We start from the raw sequence: 15,042 nt of genomic DNA, 5'->3' as shown, positions 1-15,042 counted from the left end.
GCGTACGACGGCGGTCCATCCGCCGTGGCCCCGCGAGCGTGCGGGTCAGGGCCCCGGGGGTGCGGGCAGGTCCAGCTCCTGGGCGAGGATGGCGGCCTGCACCCGGCTGCGCAGCCCCAACTTGGCCAGGATCCGGCTGACGTGGGTCTTGACCGTGCTCTCCGCCATCGCCAAGCGCTCGGCGATCTGCTGGTTGGACAGCCCGCCGCCCAGGCAGGCCAGCACGTCCCGCTCCCGGGCGGTCAGCGCGGCCACCTCCGCCCGGGCCACCGCCGGCGCGGCCGGGGCGGTCGCCGCGAAGGCGGTGATCAGTCGCCGGGTGACGGCCGGGGCGATGACGCCCTCGCCCCGGGCGACCGTCCGCACCGCGGCCACCAGTCCCGCCGCGTCGGTGTCCTTGAGCAGGAACCCGGCCGCGCCGGCGCGCAGCGCGCCGAAGACGTACTCGTCCAGGTCGAAGGTGGTCAGCACCAGCACGTCGGCCAGGCCGGCGGCGACGATCTCCCGGGTGGCGGAGACGCCGTCCAGCCGGGGCATCCGCACGTCCAGCACGGCCACGTCCGGACGCAGCTCCCGGCAGAGCCGCACCGCCGTCTCACCGTCGCCCGCCTCGCCCACCACCTCGATGTCCGCCGGGCCGGAGAGGATCAGGGCCAGGCCGGCCCGGACCGCTTCCTGGTCGTCGGCGAGGACGACCCGGATCACCGCGGGCCCCCGGTGGGCAGGGTGGCGCGGACCCGCCAGCGCCCACCGTCGCGACCGGCGCTGAGCCCGCCGTTGAGCAGGGCGGCCCGTTCCCGCATCCCGATCAGCCCGGCGCCCGCGCCGGGCAGCCCGTCCCCGGAGTCCCGCACCGGGTTCTCCACCGTCACCACCACCTCCGTCGGCCGGTACGCCACGGTCAGCTCCGCCGTGCCCGCCCCGTGCTTCAGCGCGTTGGTCAGCGACTCCTGCACGATCCGGTACGCCGCCAGGTCCACCCCCACCGGCAGCGGCCGGGGCGTGCCGGTGACCGTGGCCCGTACCCGCAGCCCGGCGGCGGTGGCCCGGTCGACGAGCTGGTCCAGCTCGGCCAGGCGTACCCAGGTCGCCTCCTCGGCCGGGTCGCCGGCCGCCGGCTCCCGGAGCAGCCCGATCAGCTGCCGCATCTCGGCCATGCCCTGCACGCTGCTCTCCCGGATCACCCGCAGCGCCGCGTCGACCCGGTTCCGGTCCAGCTTCGGCGCGGAGAGCGCGGCGGTGGCGTGCAGGGCCACCGCGCTGAGGTGGTTGGCGACCACGTCGTGCAGCTCGCGCGCCATCCGGGCCCGCTCGGCCAGCACCGCCTGGCGGCGGTCCCACTCGACCAGCCGGGCGGTCTGCTCGGCCCGGGTCCGTTCCGCGGTGGCCTGGTCGCGGTACTGCCGCACGCTGATCCCGGTCAGCACCGGCAGGACACCGGCGAACGTGATCGGCACGCCGGCCGCGACGCCGCGCCAGCCCCACAGCGCCACGCCGGCCGCCGCGGCGGCGACGCTGAGCGCGACGGTGACGACCAGCAGCCGGCGCCACCACCGGGCCGGACCGTAGACGCAGGCGTCGTAGAGCACCTGGGTGTAGACCAGGGGAGTGCCGAGCGAGCCACCCAGCAGGGCGTCGGCGACGACGGCGGCGGTGCCGAGCGCGAGGCTGGCCCCGGTGGCCATCCGACGCAGCCCGACGGCGACGCAGACCGCGGTCAGCGGCACCAGGAACAGCGCCTCCGGCAGGTCCGGATGCCAGGGCAGCTGCGGTTGGAAGCCCACCCCGTGGACGACCAGGCCGCCGGCGAGCGACGCCCCGGCCAGCGCCAGGTCGCGCCCGCGCGTACCGGGGCCGATCGACGCCGGCGTCCGCATGCTCCGATCCCACCACATGCCGCGCCGCCCACCCTCCGCCCACCGGAGGAGGCCGGCGGCGCCTTCTCCTCCGAAGGAGGTACGAAACCGCGCCACCCGTCCGGGGTCCGTCGAAGGACGGACCCGGATCTCGTTCCCCGCGCCGAGGCGGCCCCGCCCGGACCGGGCCAGGCTGGACACCGACGAGGGGGAGGTCGACATGCTGCTGGCGGTGATCGCCGCGTGCGAGATCGGGTTCTGGGTGGTGCTCGGTGCCGGGCTGGTCGCCCGGTACGTCCTGCGCCGGCCCCGGCTGGGGGCGGCGCTGCTGATCTGCGTGCCGCTGGTGGACCTCGTCCTGCTGGTGGCGACCGCGCTGGACCTGCGCCGGGGCGCCACCGCGAACGTCTCGCACGGGCTGGCCGCGGCGTACCTCGGCTTCTCGGTGGCCTTCGGCCACTCGATGGTCCGCTGGGCGGACCAGCGCTTCGCCCACCGCTTCGCCGGCGGCCCGCCGCCGGTGCGGCCACCCCGGTACGGCCGCGCCCGGGTCCGGCACGAGTGGCGCGAATGGGGCAAGGGGCTGCTCGGCTGGGCGATCGCCTGCGCCCTCCTCGGCGCCGGGATCCTCTACGTCGGCGACGCCGCGCGCACCCAGGAGCTGTGGGGCTGGATCCGCAACCTCACCCTCGCCATCGTGATCTGGCTGGTCGCCTTCCCGGTCTGGGAGACGATCTTCCCGCGCCGGCCGAAGCCCTGACACCGGGTACGCGCTGCGCGGAGCGTCGGTGCCGGCCAGTACGGTGGCACTGCCGTCGGGGCGACCTCCCGGCGCGCGAGCGCGAGCGTGAGGAGACCGGGATGGCGCACGGGGAGGCCGAGCACGGCTGCGCCCAGGGTGAGCCCTGCCGGCCGGGCCACCACGAGCAGCCGGGGCCGGGCCGGCCCCACCGCCGGGTGGCGGCGGCGCCCTTCGCGGCCGAGCCGGCCGGCCGGGCCGACGAGGACCCGACGCTGCCCCGCCAGCGCGCCGCCGAGCCCGCCCTGCCGGACCCGTCGGCGCCCCGCCAGCGCCCCGGCGAGCCCCCGGCTGCCGCCGAGGAGACCATCCCGCCGGCGGCCCGCCGCTGCCGCAGCGACCTGGCCGGCTGGGCCGGCGCCCACCGGCACGGCCCGGTCCGCCCGGCCCGGCGGCCCGACCGCCGGGAACGACCACCGCACCGGTGGTGCTGACCACCTGAGGGCCGCCCGGCGGCTAGCGTGGGCGGGGTGAAGGCGATCGCGATCGACGCGTACGGCCCCGCCGAACGGCTCGCCGTCCGGGAGCTGCCGGAGCCACCGGTCGGGCCGGACACCGTGCTGGTGCGGGTCCGCGCGGCCGGGGTGAACCCGGTCGACTGGAAGGTCCGCGAGGGGCACCTGGCCGCCGTGCTGCCCACCCACTTCCCGCTGGTGCCCGGCTGGGACGCCGCCGGGGTGGTGGCCGCGGTGGGACCGGCGGTGACCGGCTTCGCCGTGGGCGACGAGGTGATCGGGTACGTCCGCCGCGACCACGTCCAGCACGGCACGTACGCCGAACTGGTCCCCGCCCCCGAACGGTGCCTGGCGGACAAGCCGGCGCAGGCGTCCTGGGCGGAGGCGGGCGGGTTGCCGCTGGCCGGGCTGACCGCGTACCAGGCGTTGCAGTTGGCCCGCACCGGCCCCGGGGACACCGTGCTGGTGCACGGCGCCTCGGGCGGGGTCGGGCACCTGGCGGTGCAGGTGGCCCGGGCGCTCGGCGCCGATCGGGTGATCGGCACGGCGGGTGCGGCCAACCACGACTTCGTCCGCGCGCTGGGCGCCGAGCCGGTCAGCTACGGCGCCGGCCTGGCCGACCGGGTCCGCGCGGTCGCGCCCGACGGGGTGGACGTGGCGCTGGACCTGTTCGGCGGGGAGGCGTTGGACGTCTCGGCCGAGCTGCTCTCCCGCCCGGCGCGGCTGGTGTCGACCGCCGACCCGGAGCACGTCACCCGGCTCGGCGGCAGCTACCTCTTCGTCAAGCCGTCCACCCCGGACCTCACCGCGCTGGCCGGCCTGGTGGACGCGGGGCGGCTCGCCGTGCACGTCGAGCGGATCTTCCCGCTGGCCGAGGCCGCCGACGCCCAGCGACTGGTCGAGGCCGGGCACGTCCGCGGCAAGGTGGTGCTGGAGGTCTGAGCGGCCGACGGCCGGGGCTCAGCGCGTACGGCGGCGGATCAGCAGCGCGATCCCGGCCAGCCCGGACGTGATCACCAGCATCACGCCGACGTTGAGCAGCAGCAGACGCTGGAGCTCGGCCAGGGCGTCGTCGATGTCCTTCGCCGGGTTGAGGGAGTCCTCCGGGATCACCCGCTCGCCGCCACCGACGCCGCCGCTGACCGTGTCGATCTGACGCTCCAGCGGCACTCCGACCGAGCGCAGCGTCTCGGACATGTTGAGCCGGCCGAGGAACCAGCCGGCGGTGGTCTTGCGGGAGTCGGGCTGCTTCGCCGGCCGGTAGGCCCGCGGCCCGCCCTTGGCGAGGGGGTAGAGGTCGAAGGTCTGCCGGGGCTTGTCGCCGGCGAGCACCACGATCGTGTACTTCGGACCGAGGTCCGCCGCCTTCGGGCCCTTCGCCGCGCCGGTACGGCCGAACCAGCTCACCTGGTCGATCACGGCGACCACCTGGGCCGGCTGGTTGCCGGCCCGCAGCCGCAGCGGCTCGGTGAGCCCGACGCCGGTGATGTCCACTCCGGCGGGCGGTGGCTTGGGCGCCGCCCGCTCCGCCGCGGCCCGCGCCGGCGACGCCAGCCCGACGGTCAGCACCGCGACCGCCGCCACCGAGACGAGCCTGCCGAGCAGTCGCCTCACCCTTCCGACCATGGCCGCCTCCTCGCCCCGTTCGATGGATGGCTGTGCTGCAGGGTCACGCGTTGGTGGTCGACGGTGGTGAGCCAACCCGCAGGCAGGGATCCCACTTCACAGACTCCGCAGAACGTCGCTCGGTTGCAGCTGCTGGAACAGTATTTGGAACTATCTGCGATCCTGGGCCGACTAATGGTCAGCCGTTGATCAGCGGGCGGATCGTACCTTTGCGGAGGCGTTCATGGGGGGCAGGGTCGCACGAGTGGCGGGAAGCTGGCCAGCACTTGTCGGCGTGGCGCTCGGTGTGTCGTTGCTGCCGGCCACGCCGGCGTTCGCGCACAACTCGTTGACCGGCAGCAACCCGGCCGACGGGGCCCGGGTGGCCGCCGCGCCGGCCCGGATCGAGCTGCGTTTCCTGGCGAAGCCCGACCCCGGTACGACGAAGATCACACTCGTCGGGCCGGACAACGTGCCGGCCGCGGGCGGTGCGCCGAGCTTCACCGGCAGCCGGGTCAGCGTGCCGTTCCGGCCCGGGAAGGCCGGTCTCTACATCGTGGGCTACCAGGTGGCGTCCAGCGACGGGCACCCGGTGCGGGGCGAGGTCCGCTTCACCCTCACCACCGGCACCCCGGCGGAGTCGGCGTCCGCCGCCGCGCCAGGCCCGTCGGCGACCGCCGGAGCCCCGGCGGAGTCGGCGTCCCCCGGCGCGCCGGGCCCGTCGGCGTCCGCCACCGCGAAGGCCCCGTCGGCGTCCGTCGCCACGGCGGCGACGTCGGCCGTCCCGGCGTCCGACGTCCGGCAGGCCGGCGACGGTGGGCGGGCCTGGCCGTGGGTGCTCGGCGCGGTGCTGGCCGCCGCCGCGCTCGCCGCGGCCCTGCTGCTGCGCCGCCGCCGCCCTGCCGGCGGCTGACGCCGCCGCGCGTCGGCCGGTCCACCCGGGTCGCGAGGCGCGCGGACCCGGGCACCGCCTCCTCGGCGGAACCGGCCGGGTCCGGGCCCGTACGACGAAGGGCCCGCCGGTGACCGGCGGGCCCTTCCACGCGTACGTCAGACCAGGCGGACCCGGGCGGCGCGCAACCGGGCCAGGGTGCGCTCCCGGCCGAGCACCTCCAGCGACTCGAAGAGCGGCAACCCGACGGTGCGGCCGGTGACCGCGACCCGGACCGGGGCCTGCGCCTTGCCCAGCTTCAGGCCGCGCTCGGCGCCGACCGCCTCCAGGGTGGACTTCAGCGACTCGGCGTCCCACGACGCCAGCGCCGCGTAGCCGGCGATCGCCGCGTCGAGCAGGTCGGCCGCGCCCGCCTTCATCGCCTTGGCCCAGGCGGCCTCGTCGATCAGCGGGTCGGCCAGGAAGAGGAAGTCGACGTTCGGCACGATCTCGCTGAGCACCGCGATCCGGGTCTGCGCCAGCGGCGCCACGGCGGCGAACGCGGCGGCGTCGAACTCCTCCGGCTGCCACGGCGGCGGCGCGATGGTGTCGGTGCCGGTCAGCCAGGGCTGGCAGGCGGCGACGAAGTCGTCGACCGGCAGCGCCCGGATGTACTCGCCGTTGAAGGCGCGCAGCTTCTTCTCGTCGAAGAAGGCGGGGGAGGGGTTGACCTCCTCCAGCCGGAACTCCTCCTCGATCACGGACCAGGGCACGATCTCGCGGTCGTTCGACGGCGCCCAGCCGAGCAGCATCAGGTAGTTGCGCATCGCGTCGGCGAGGTAGCCCTCGTCCCGGTACGCCTCCAGGGCGACCTTGTCGCGGCGCTTGGAGAGCTTCTGCCGCTTCTCGTTGACCACCACCGGCACGTGCGCCCAGACCGGCGGCTTGACCCCGAGCGCGTCCCAGAGCAGCTGCTGCTTCGGGGTGTTGGGCAGGTGCTCCTCGGCCCGGATCACGTGGGTGATCCCCATGGTCATGTCGTCGACCACGTTGGCCAGCAGGAAGACCGGCGAGCCGTCGCCCCGGGCGATGACGAAGTCCTCGATCAGCTTGTTCTCGAAGGTCGGCTCGCCGCGGATCAGGTCGACCACCACGGTCTCGCCCTCGTCGGGGGTGCGGAAGCGCAGCGCGCGACCCTCGCCCGCAGTCAGGCCCCGGTCCCGGCAGAAGCCGTCGTAGCCCTGGTACTGGGAGCCGGTGCGGGCCTGCACGGCCTCCCGGGTGCAGTCGCAGTAGTACGCCCGGCCGGACTCGTGCAGCCGCTGGGCGGCGGCGCGGTGCTCCCCGGCGTTGCCGGACTGGAAGTACGGGCCCTCGTAGCTGCCCCGGGCGATGCCGATCCAGTCCAGCGCCGAGAGGATGCCCTCGGTCCATTCGGGCTTGTTGCGTGCCGCGTCGGTGTCCTCGATGCGCAGCACGAAGACCCCGCCCTGCTGCTTGGCGTAGATCCAGTTCTGCAGCGCCGAGCGGGCGCCGCCGACGTGGAACATACCGGTCGGGGAGGGGGCGAAGCGCACACGTACCGTCACGTGCTCCAGCCTACGGCCGTTCGCGAGCCGATCACGGAGGGGCCCCTCGTTCAGCGGACCGCGCGGATCTTGAGGACCAGTGCGCTGCCCAGCAGGGTGACCACCGCCGTGGTGGCGTAGAGCGTCGGATACCCGCCCAGGTGCACCACGATCGGGGCGGAGATCGCCGGGCCGAGCACCTGCGGCGCGGAGTTCGCGATGTTGATCACGCCGAGGTCCTTGGCCCGGTCGGTGGCCCGGGGCAGCACCTCGGTGATCAGCGCGGCGTCCACCGACAGGTAGACGCCGTAACCGGCGCCGAGCAGCAGCGCGGCGACCACCGCCGTCGACCAGACCGGCGCGACGGCCAGCAGCAGCGCCGCCACCGCCATGATCACACCGGCGGCGATCACGTAGACCTTGCGCCGGCCCGAGGAGTCCGACAGCCGTCCGGCGATCACGGCGGTGGTCATCAGGCCGGCGGTGTAGAGCAGGATCAGCACCAGCAGCCCACCCTCGGGGTCGGGGTGGCGCACCCCGTCGGTGAGGAAGTACAGCAGGTAGAGGGTGCCCAGGGCGTTGCCGATCTGGACCAGGAACCGGGTGATCCAGGCCCAGGCGAAGTCGGGGTGCCGGCGCGGGTCGATCCACATCGAGGCGGCCAGCGCCCGCAGCCGCAGCGCCGGCCGGTGCGTACGGGGCAGCGGGTCGTCGGGGGTGAACAGCGCGAAGGGCAGCGACAGCGCCAGCACCGCCACGGCGATCGCCGCGTACCCGGCGGTGGTGCCGCGCACCACGGCGGTGACCAGCACCGCGCCCACGACCAGGCCGAGGGCCTGCGGGATGCCCACCCAGCCGGAGACGCCTCCGCGCTGGGTGACCGGCACCCGGTCCGGGACGGCGGCGGTGAGGCTGGCCAGCATCGCGTTGAAGCAGACCTGGGCGGCGACCCAGCCCAGGGCGATCCCGGCGACGGTCTGCTGCCGGGCCAGCAGCATCAGGGCCAGCGCGCCGAGCAGCGCCCCGCCCGCGGTCCAGACGTGCCGCCGGCCCAGTTCCCGGCCGCCCAGCCGCAGGCAGGTACGGTCCGACCAGGCGCCCGCGAGCGGGTTGGCGAGCACCGCCGCGAGCGCGCCCAGCCCGGTGACCACGGCGAGCATGGCCTCCTTGTCCCCGGGCGCGATCCGCTCGATCTGCTGCGGCAGCAGCACCTGGATCGGGGTGAAGAAGGCCATCCAGACGCCGAGGTTCGCCGCGAAGATCAACGCGATCCAGCCGCGGCGCACCGGTACGACCGGCTCGGCGAGCGCCGCCGGCAGCGAGGCCGGCGTCGGGTCGATCGTGGTCACCGGCGGACGATCTGGTCCCGGTACCAGGCGTACGAGGACTTCGGGGTACGGACCTGGCTGTCGAAGTCGACGTGCACCAGGCCGAACCGCTTGGTGAAGCCCTCGGCCCACTCCCAGTTGTCCAGCAGCGACCAGACGAAGTACCCGGTCACGTCGACGCCCTCGTCGATCGCCGCGCGCACCGCGCGCAGGTGCCCGTCCAGGTACGCGATCCGCTCCGGGTCGTGCACCCGCCCGTCGGCGTCCGGCGCGTCGTCGTAGGCGCACCCGCTCTCGGTGATCTGGATCTCCGGCAGCGCGTCGCCGTACCGGTCCCGCAGCCCGACCAGCAGATCGCGCAGGCCGTCCGGGACCACCGGCCAGTCGAAGGCGGTGCGCGGGTACCCGTCCAGCGGCACCACCTCGAACGGCAGGGGCGAGTCCTGCTCGGGGGCGCGGACGCCGGTCGGGTTGTAGTAGTTCACCCCGAGCACGTCGATCGGCGCGGCGATCACGTCGAGGTCGCCGTCGCGCACCACCGCCGGGTCGAAGCCGGGCGGGTAGCCCTGACCGAGGAGCGGATCGGTGAAGAGCCGGTTGTGCAGCGCGTCGTAGGCCAGCGCGGCGGCCCGGTCGGCGTCGGTGTCGCCGTACCGGACGACGGGGGAGTAGTTGTTGGCGATGGCGACCGGGCTGGTGCTGCGGGCGCGCAGCGCGCTGACCGCCAGGCCGTGCCCGAGCAGCTGGTGGTGGGCCACCGGGAAGGCGTCCAGGAGCAGGAACCGGCCGGGGGCGTGCACGCCGGTGGCGTGGCCGAGGCTCAGGTGGACGAACGGCTCGTTGAGGGTGATCCAGAGCTTCACCCGGTCGCCGAGACGGGCGGCGGTCAGGTCGGCGTACTCGGCGAACCGGTCGGCGGTGTCCCGGTTGAGCCAGCCGCCGGTCTCCTCCAGCGGCTGCGGCAGGTCCCAGTGGAACAGGGTGGCGACCGGGTCGATGCCGGCGGCCAGCAGGTCGTCGACGAGACGGTCGTAGAAGTCCAGGCCGGCGGGGTTGGCCGCCCCGGTGCCGCGGGGCTGCACCCGCGGCCAGGCGATCGAGAACCGGTACGCCGAGATGCCCAGCCCGGCCATCAGCGCCACGTCCTCGCGGTGCCGGTGGTAGTGGTCGCAGGTCACGTCGCCGGTGCTGTGGTCGGCGATCCGCCCGGGGGTGTGGGCGAAGGTGTCCCAGATGGACGGCCCGCGCCCGTCGGCGGTGGCGGCTCCCTCGATCTGGTACGCGGAGGTGGACACCCCCCAGCGGAAGCCGGTGGGGAACGCGGGCATCGGCGTGGTCGTCATCCACCCTCCCTGAGACGCGAATCGTGTTCGGGACTCTAGGGTGCGGACGGGGCTTGCGCCATAGGCCCGCGACGATCCGTACGCAAGGGTTTTCGGCGTGTCTTTTCCGAACCCGTCCAGGTAAGTCCGATTTACCGCATACAGTGCGGAATATCGCGGATGTCCTCAGTGGGGGAAGATAGAAATGATCCTCGTCGAACGCAGTGCGCACGTGTTGGCGCCGGTGGAAGCGGTCTGGGACGTCGTGCAGCGGGCCGAGCAGTTGCCGGCCTGGCTGGCGGGAGTCCGTGCGGCCGAGGTGCTCTCCGGGGAAGGCTTCGGGCGCCGGCAGCTGGTCCAGGCCGGGCGCGGCGCGGCGCACGAGGCCGAGGTGATCGCCTACCAGGAGCCCAACCTGATCGGCTGGCGGGAGCGGGCCCGGGGCGCCGGCGCCCGGGCCGAGGCGCGTACCGAGATCTACGTTCAGCTCACTCCCGACGAGGAGGAGGGCGGGACGATCGTGCGACTCATCGTCGTCCGCTGGCCGGCCGGTCCGGTCAAGGCGGCCCTGCTCCGGCTCGGGCTGCGCCGGGTCGGCGCCGACCTGGAGGACTCGCTGGCCCGGCTCACCGACCTGGCCGCCGTCGGCTGACGAGGCCACGTCCTACGGCGTCACCCGCGACGGCGGTGGCCCGGCGTCCCCGCCAGGGACGTCCGGACCACCGCCCGTTCGCCGTGTGCGCCCGCCGTACCGCTCGGCGCCGCGACGCCGACCAGCACGTCAGACAGCCACGAGAAAGGCCCGGCGCGAGCTGCGCCGGGCCTTTCGTCGTACGCGGGAGGTCAGCTGTCGCCGCCGGTCTCGCCGACCGGGGCGGCGGTGACGTCCTCGATGGCGTACTTCTTGGCCGCCTCGGCCGGCACGTTGGCCGGGACCGTGCCGCGCATCGCGAGCTGGCGGAGCGTCGCGACCACGACCGACTCGGCGTCGACGTGGAAGTGCCGGCGCAGCGCGTGCCGGGTGTCCGACATGCCGAAGCCGTCGGTGCCGAGCGAGGTGTAGTCGCCGGGCACCCACCGGGAGATCAGGTCCGGCACCGCGCGCATCCAGTCGCTGACCGCGACCTTCGGCCCGTCGGCGTCGGCCAGCTTCCGCTGGATGTACGGCACCTTCGGCTCACTGCCCGGGTGGAGCAGGTTGTGCTCCTCGCACTCCACCGCGTCGCGGCGCAGCTCGGTCCAGGAGGTCACCGACCAGACGTCGGCGCCCACCCCCCAGTCCTGGGCGAGCAGCTGCTGCGCCCGCAGCGCCCACTGCATGCCGGTGCCGGAGGCCAGGATGTTGGCCTTCGGGCCGTCGACCTGCGGCGCCTGCGAGTAGCGGTAGATGCCCTTGAGCAGGCCCTCGACGTCCACACCCTCGGGCTCGGCCGGCTGGAGGATCGGCTCGTTGTAGACCGTCAGGTAGTAGAAGACGTTCTCCTGGGCCTCCCCGTACATCCGGTGCAGGCCCTGCTCCATGATGTGCGCGATCTCGAAGGAGAACGCCGGGTCGTACGCGATCACCGCCGGGTTGGTGGCGGCGAGCAGCAGCGAGTGGCCGTCCTCGTGCTGGAGGCCCTCACCGTTGAGCGTGGTCCGGCCGGCGGTCGCGCCGAGCAGGAAGCCCCGCGCCATCTGGTCGGCCGCCGCCCAGAGCCCGTCGGCGGTGCGCTGGAACCCGAACATCGAGTAGAAGATGTACATCGGGATCATCGGCTCGTCGTGCGTGGCGTACGACGTGCCGGCCGCGGTGAACGAGGCGACCGAGCCGGCCTCGTTGATCCCCTCGTGCAGGATCTGCCCCGTGGTCGACTCCTTGTAGGACAGGAACAGCTCCCGGTCGACCGAGGTGTACCGCTGGCCGTGCGGCGAGTAGATCTTGGCGGTCGGGAAGATCGAGTCCAGGCCGAAGGTGCGGGCCTCGTCCGGGATGATCGGCACCCAGCGCTTGCCGAACTCCTTGTCCTTCATCACGTCCTTGAGCAGGCGGACGAAGGCCATCGTGGTGGCCACCTTCTGCTTGCCCGAGCCGCGCTTGACGTCGGCGAAGCGCTCCGGACCGGGGATGGCCAGCCGCTTGGTGCTGGTCCGCCGGGACGGCAGGTAGCCGCCGAGCTGCTGGCGTCGCTCCTTGAGGTACGCGATCTCGTCGGACTTCTCCCCGGGGGTGAAGTACGGCGGCAGGTAGGGGTTGTCCTCCAGCGCCTTGTCCGGGATGTCCAGGTAGAGCCGGTCGCGGAAGGTCTTCAGGTCCTCCAGCGTCAGCTTCTTCATCTGGTGGGTGGCGTTGCGGCCCTCGAAGTGCGAGCCGAGCGTCCAGCCCTTGATCGTCTTGGCCAGGATGACCGTCGGCTGGCCGGTGTGCTCGGTCGCCGCCTTGTAGGCCGCGTAGAGCTTGCGGTAGTCGTGGCCACCCCGCTTGAGGTTCCAGATCTCGTCGTCGGAGAGGTGCTCGACCATCTTGCGGGTCCGCGGGTCGCGGCCGAAGAAGTGCTCCCGGACGTACGCCCCGGACTCCGCCTTGTAGGTCTGGTAGTCGCCGTCGGGCGTGGTGTTCATCAGGTTCACCAGCGCGCCGTCGGTGTCCGCGGCGAGCAGCGGGTCCCACTCCCGGCCCCAGACCACCTTGATGACGTTCCAGCCGGCGCCCCGGAAGAAGGCCTCCAGCTCCTGCATGACCTTGCCGTTGCCCCGCACCGGCCCGTCCAGCCGCTGCAGGTTGCAGTTGATCACGAAGGTGAGGTTGTCCAGCTCCTCGCGGGCGGCCACCCCGATGGCGCCGAGCGTCTCCGGCTCGTCCATCTCGCCGTCGCCGAGGAACGCCCAGACGTGCTGGTCGGAGGTGTCCTTGATGCCCCGGTGGTGCAGGTACCGGTTGAACCGGGCCTGGTAGATCGCGTTCAGGCCCCCGAGACCCATGGAGACGGTGGGGAACTCCCAGAAGTCCGGCATCAGCCGCGGGTGCGGGTACGACGGCAGCCCGCCGCCCGGGTGCGACAACTCCTGCCGGAACCCGTCGAGCTGGTGCTCGCTCAGCCGCCCCTCCAGGAACGCCCGCGCGTACATGCCGGGGGAGGCGTGACCCTGGTAGTAGATGTGGTCGCCGCCGCCCGGGTGGTTCTTGCCCCGGAAGAAGTGGTTGAAGCCCACCTCGTAGAGCGAGGCGGAGCTGGCGAAGGTGGAGATGTGCCCGCCGACGCCGATCTCCGGGCGCTGCGCCCGGTGCACCAGCATCGCCGCGTTCCACCGGACGTACGCCCGGATCCGCCGCTCGACGTGCTCGTCACCCGGGAACCACGGCTCGCGCTCCGGAGCGATGGTGTTGATGTAGTCGGTGGTGGTCAGCGACGGCACCCCGACCTGGCGCTCGCGGGCCCGCTCCAGCAGGCGCAGCATGACGTAGCGGGCGCGTTTGGTTCCGCGCTCGTCGATGACACCGTCGAGCGACTCGACCCATTCGCCGGTCTCTTCAGGGTCGGTGTCCGGAAGCTGGCTCGGCAGACCAGCGGTGATCACCGGGCGCTTGCGTTCCGTAGCCACAGGCGTTCCCTCGGTTTGTGTGTGGGATAGGTCTCTAGCGCCATCCTGCCCCCTGGTGGCACTCGCCGTCACGTCTAGCTCCCCCAGACGCGACGCTCAACACAGGTACCCACCAGTAACTTTGCGCGATCGGGGGATGCGCTAGCGCCGGCCGGGTTGCCCGCGCTGCCTACCCTTCCGGCCATGCGGTGGCGACTGGCGCTTCTGGGGCTCGTGACGGCCGTCGTCGGCGTGGCCGGCATCGGCGTGGGGTTGGCCGGACTGTGGGCGGGACGGCTGGAGATGGGGGGCCTCGTGGCGCTGGGCGGGTTGGCGCTGCTGCTCGTCGCCGGTCTGGCCCGGGACATGCGCCGGTCCGCCGGCCGGTCCGGCCGCCGGTCCCACCCCGACGCGTCGGTCGGCTGGTACTCGCCCGCGCCGGCCGCGGACGCCGGGGCGGACCGGGGCTGCGGCGTCCCCGAGCCCGGGCCGTCGGACTTCGGCCGAAGTGGTGGCGGCTCCGGCTTCTGGGGCGGCTCCGACGGTGGGTCGGGTTCCCACAGCGGATCGGACAGCGGTGGGTCGAGCTGGGGCGGCGGCTCGGACGGTGGCGGCGGCAGCTACTGAGCCGGTGCGGCAGAATGCGCGGTATGCGCAGTGAGGTGATCACCGTCCGGACCGGATCGCGGCCGACCGTCCAGGACATCACCGCCGAGGCCGAGCGGTTCGTCGCCGGCCAGGGCGACGGGCTGCTGCACGTCTTCGTGCCGCATGCCACCGCCGGCCTGGCGATCATCGAGACCGGCGCCGGTTCCGACGAGGACCTGCTCCGGGCCCTGGACGACCTGCTCCCCACCGACGACCGGTGGCGGCACCGGCACGGCTCGCCCGGTCACGGTCGCGACCACGTGCTGCCCGCGTTCGTCCCGCCGTACGCGACGGTGCCGGTGCTCGACGGCCGCCTGGCGCTCGGCACCTGGCAGTCCCTCACCCTGGTCGACCCCAACGGCGACAACCCCACCCGCCAGGTCCGCTTCTCCTTCCTCCCCGCCTGACCCGCCCGCCGCCCGCGCAGACCCGCGCCGCGAGTGGTGTCGATCACCGGACGCGGTACGGCCGCGCCCGAAAGCGTGAGCTTGCCAATGGTGGAGATAAACAACTGTTGAATCGTCACTAGAATCGGCGGCGTGACGCTGAGCAGCGCTTTCACCGGCTCCGGCCCGGGTGACCGCGCCGAGTTGGCCGGGGACGCGGTGCGCCGGATCGTGCACCTCGCCGCCGCCATCCGGCACCAACAGGACGTCGAGTTCGCCGAGCTGGGGCTCACCCCGGCGGTGGCCCGCGCGCTGTACGAGCTCGACCCCGACCTGCCTCTGCCCGCTCGCGACCTCGCCGAGCAGCTGCGCTGTGACCGCTCCAACGTGACCGCCCTGGTCGACAAGCTGGAGCAGGCCGGACTGGTCGAGCGCCGGGTCGACCCCGCCGACCGGCGCCAGAAGACGCTGCTGGTGACCGGGGCCGGCCGCCGGACGCGGGAGCGGCTGCACCAGGTGATGTCCGACTCCCGACTGCTCGCCGCGCTGACCACCGAGGAGGTGGCCATGCTGCGCGAGCTGGTGTGGAAGGTCTCCGACGGCGGCTGCCCGGCCCGGTGCGACCCGGAGTGAGCCCGGCTGG

Annotated in this window: 15 protein-coding genes; 8 read left to right on the top strand and 7 right to left on the bottom strand. The window is 73.8% G+C overall.

What is annotated here, in order from left to right; genetic code table 11:
- Window positions 1-45: 45 nt before the first annotated feature.
- On the bottom strand, window positions 46-705 hold the full coding sequence (locus V6U79_RS23135) for a response regulator (RefSeq protein ID WP_334615797.1): 660 nt from the start codon (window positions 703-705) through the stop codon (window positions 46-48).
- Window positions 702-1,877, bottom strand: a complete 1,176-nt coding sequence (locus tag V6U79_RS23130; RefSeq protein ID WP_334528638.1) for a sensor histidine kinase — start codon at window positions 1,875-1,877, stop codon at window positions 702-704. Before V6U79_RS23130 ends, V6U79_RS23135 begins: the two co-directional genes overlap by 4 nt.
- A 199-nt stretch (window positions 1,878-2,076) precedes the next feature.
- Here V6U79_RS23130 and V6U79_RS23125 point away from each other — a divergent pair, with 199 nt between their 5' ends.
- The 3 genes from V6U79_RS23125 to V6U79_RS23115 all read left to right on the top strand — a co-directional run bounded on the left by V6U79_RS23125 (window position 2,077) and on the right by V6U79_RS23115 (window position 4,052).
- Window positions 2,077-2,616, top strand: a complete 540-nt coding sequence (locus V6U79_RS23125; protein ID WP_334615796.1) for a hypothetical protein — start codon at window positions 2,077-2,079, stop codon at window positions 2,614-2,616.
- Between the two features lie 101 nt (window positions 2,617-2,717).
- Window positions 2,718-3,089: a hypothetical protein gene (locus tag V6U79_RS23120; protein ID WP_334615795.1), complete on the top strand. Its 372-nt coding sequence runs from the start codon at window positions 2,718-2,720 to the stop codon at window positions 3,087-3,089.
- 36 nt (window positions 3,090-3,125) lie between these two features.
- Window positions 3,126-4,052, top strand: a complete 927-nt coding sequence (locus V6U79_RS23115) for an NADP-dependent oxidoreductase (RefSeq protein ID WP_334533070.1) — start codon at window positions 3,126-3,128, stop codon at window positions 4,050-4,052.
- 18 nt (window positions 4,053-4,070) lie between these two features.
- Here V6U79_RS23115 and V6U79_RS23110 read toward each other — a convergent pair whose 3' ends face one another.
- The gene (locus V6U79_RS23110; protein WP_334533067.1) at window positions 4,071-4,736 is read right to left on the bottom strand and encodes a hypothetical protein; all 666 of its coding nucleotides are present in this window, start codon (window positions 4,734-4,736) and stop codon (window positions 4,071-4,073) included.
- 274 nt (window positions 4,737-5,010) lie between these two features.
- Between V6U79_RS23110 and V6U79_RS23105 the strand changes: the two genes are divergently transcribed.
- Window positions 5,011-5,628, top strand: a complete 618-nt coding sequence (locus V6U79_RS23105) for a copper resistance CopC family protein (protein ID WP_334615794.1) — start codon at window positions 5,011-5,013, stop codon at window positions 5,626-5,628.
- 137 nt (window positions 5,629-5,765) lie between these two features.
- Here V6U79_RS23105 and gltX read toward each other — a convergent pair whose 3' ends face one another.
- Genes gltX through V6U79_RS23090 form a run of 3 tightly spaced genes read right to left on the bottom strand, consistent with a single transcriptional unit; the run spans window position 5,766 to window position 9,825 of the window.
- The gene (gene gltX, locus V6U79_RS23100) at window positions 5,766-7,175 is read right to left on the bottom strand and encodes a glutamate--tRNA ligase (RefSeq protein ID WP_334533061.1); all 1,410 of its coding nucleotides are present in this window, start codon (window positions 7,173-7,175) and stop codon (window positions 5,766-5,768) included.
- 50 nt (window positions 7,176-7,225) lie between these two features.
- Window positions 7,226-8,503, bottom strand: coding sequence for an MFS transporter (locus V6U79_RS23095; protein ID WP_334533059.1), 1,278 nt, complete (start codon window positions 8,501-8,503; stop codon window positions 7,226-7,228).
- The gene (locus V6U79_RS23090; protein WP_334615792.1) at window positions 8,500-9,825 is read right to left on the bottom strand and encodes a GH1 family beta-glucosidase; all 1,326 of its coding nucleotides are present in this window, start codon (window positions 9,823-9,825) and stop codon (window positions 8,500-8,502) included. The genes V6U79_RS23095 and V6U79_RS23090 overlap by 4 nt, the downstream gene beginning before the upstream one ends.
- Before the next feature lie 184 nt (window positions 9,826-10,009).
- On the opposite strand from V6U79_RS23090, the gene V6U79_RS23085 reads away from it, so the two are divergent.
- A complete protein-coding gene (locus tag V6U79_RS23085) occupies window positions 10,010-10,456 on the top strand; it encodes an SRPBCC family protein (protein WP_334533053.1) in 447 nt (148 codons plus the stop codon).
- A 191-nt stretch (window positions 10,457-10,647) separates the two neighbouring features.
- Here the strand turns inward: V6U79_RS23085 and aceE are convergent, their stop codons facing one another.
- Complete coding sequence (gene aceE / locus V6U79_RS23080; RefSeq protein ID WP_334615791.1) at window positions 10,648-13,386, bottom strand: pyruvate dehydrogenase (acetyl-transferring), homodimeric type; 2,739 nt, start codon at window positions 13,384-13,386, stop codon at window positions 10,648-10,650.
- A gap of 183 nt (window positions 13,387-13,569) precedes the next feature.
- Here aceE and V6U79_RS23075 point away from each other — a divergent pair, with 183 nt between their 5' ends.
- The 3 genes from V6U79_RS23075 to V6U79_RS23065 all read left to right on the top strand — a co-directional run bounded on the left by V6U79_RS23075 (window position 13,570) and on the right by V6U79_RS23065 (window position 15,032).
- Window positions 13,570-13,992, top strand: coding sequence for a hypothetical protein (locus V6U79_RS23075; protein ID WP_334533047.1), 423 nt, complete (start codon window positions 13,570-13,572; stop codon window positions 13,990-13,992).
- A gap of 23 nt (window positions 13,993-14,015) precedes the next feature.
- A complete protein-coding gene (locus V6U79_RS23070; protein WP_334533044.1) occupies window positions 14,016-14,420 on the top strand; it encodes a YjbQ family protein in 405 nt (134 codons plus the stop codon).
- A 132-nt stretch (window positions 14,421-14,552) separates the two neighbouring features.
- Window positions 14,553-15,032 (top strand): MarR family winged helix-turn-helix transcriptional regulator, encoded by a 480-nt coding sequence (locus V6U79_RS23065; protein WP_334533042.1) that lies wholly within the window; start codon window positions 14,553-14,555, stop codon window positions 15,030-15,032.
- Window positions 15,033-15,042 lie beyond the last annotated feature (10 nt).

Source organism: Micromonospora psammae, assembly GCF_036902725.1.
Lineage (GTDB): Bacteria > Actinomycetota > Actinomycetes > Mycobacteriales > Micromonosporaceae > Micromonospora.
Note: the sequence above shows the minus strand (reverse complement) of the source record. Positions and strands in the feature narration are given on the sequence as shown.

Coding starts and splice junctions, on each gene's coding strand:
- V6U79_RS23125 (WP_334615796.1), top strand. CDS start 2,077: ATGCTGCTGGCGGTGATCGCCGCGTGCGAGATCGGGTTCTGGGTGGTG.
- V6U79_RS23090 (WP_334615792.1), bottom strand. CDS start 9,825: ATGACGACCACGCCGATGCCCGCGTTCCCCACCGGCTTCCGCTGGGGG.
- V6U79_RS23110 (WP_334533067.1), bottom strand. CDS start 4,736: ATGGTCGGAAGGGTGAGGCGACTGCTCGGCAGGCTCGTCTCGGTGGCG.
- V6U79_RS23070 (WP_334533044.1), top strand. CDS start 14,016: ATGCGCAGTGAGGTGATCACCGTCCGGACCGGATCGCGGCCGACCGTC.
- V6U79_RS23085 (WP_334533053.1), top strand. CDS start 10,010: ATGATCCTCGTCGAACGCAGTGCGCACGTGTTGGCGCCGGTGGAAGCG.
- V6U79_RS23120 (WP_334615795.1), top strand. CDS start 2,718: ATGGCGCACGGGGAGGCCGAGCACGGCTGCGCCCAGGGTGAGCCCTGC.
- V6U79_RS23075 (WP_334533047.1), top strand. CDS start 13,570: ATGCGGTGGCGACTGGCGCTTCTGGGGCTCGTGACGGCCGTCGTCGGC.
- V6U79_RS23130 (WP_334528638.1), bottom strand. CDS start 1,877: ATGCGGACGCCGGCGTCGATCGGCCCCGGTACGCGCGGGCGCGACCTG.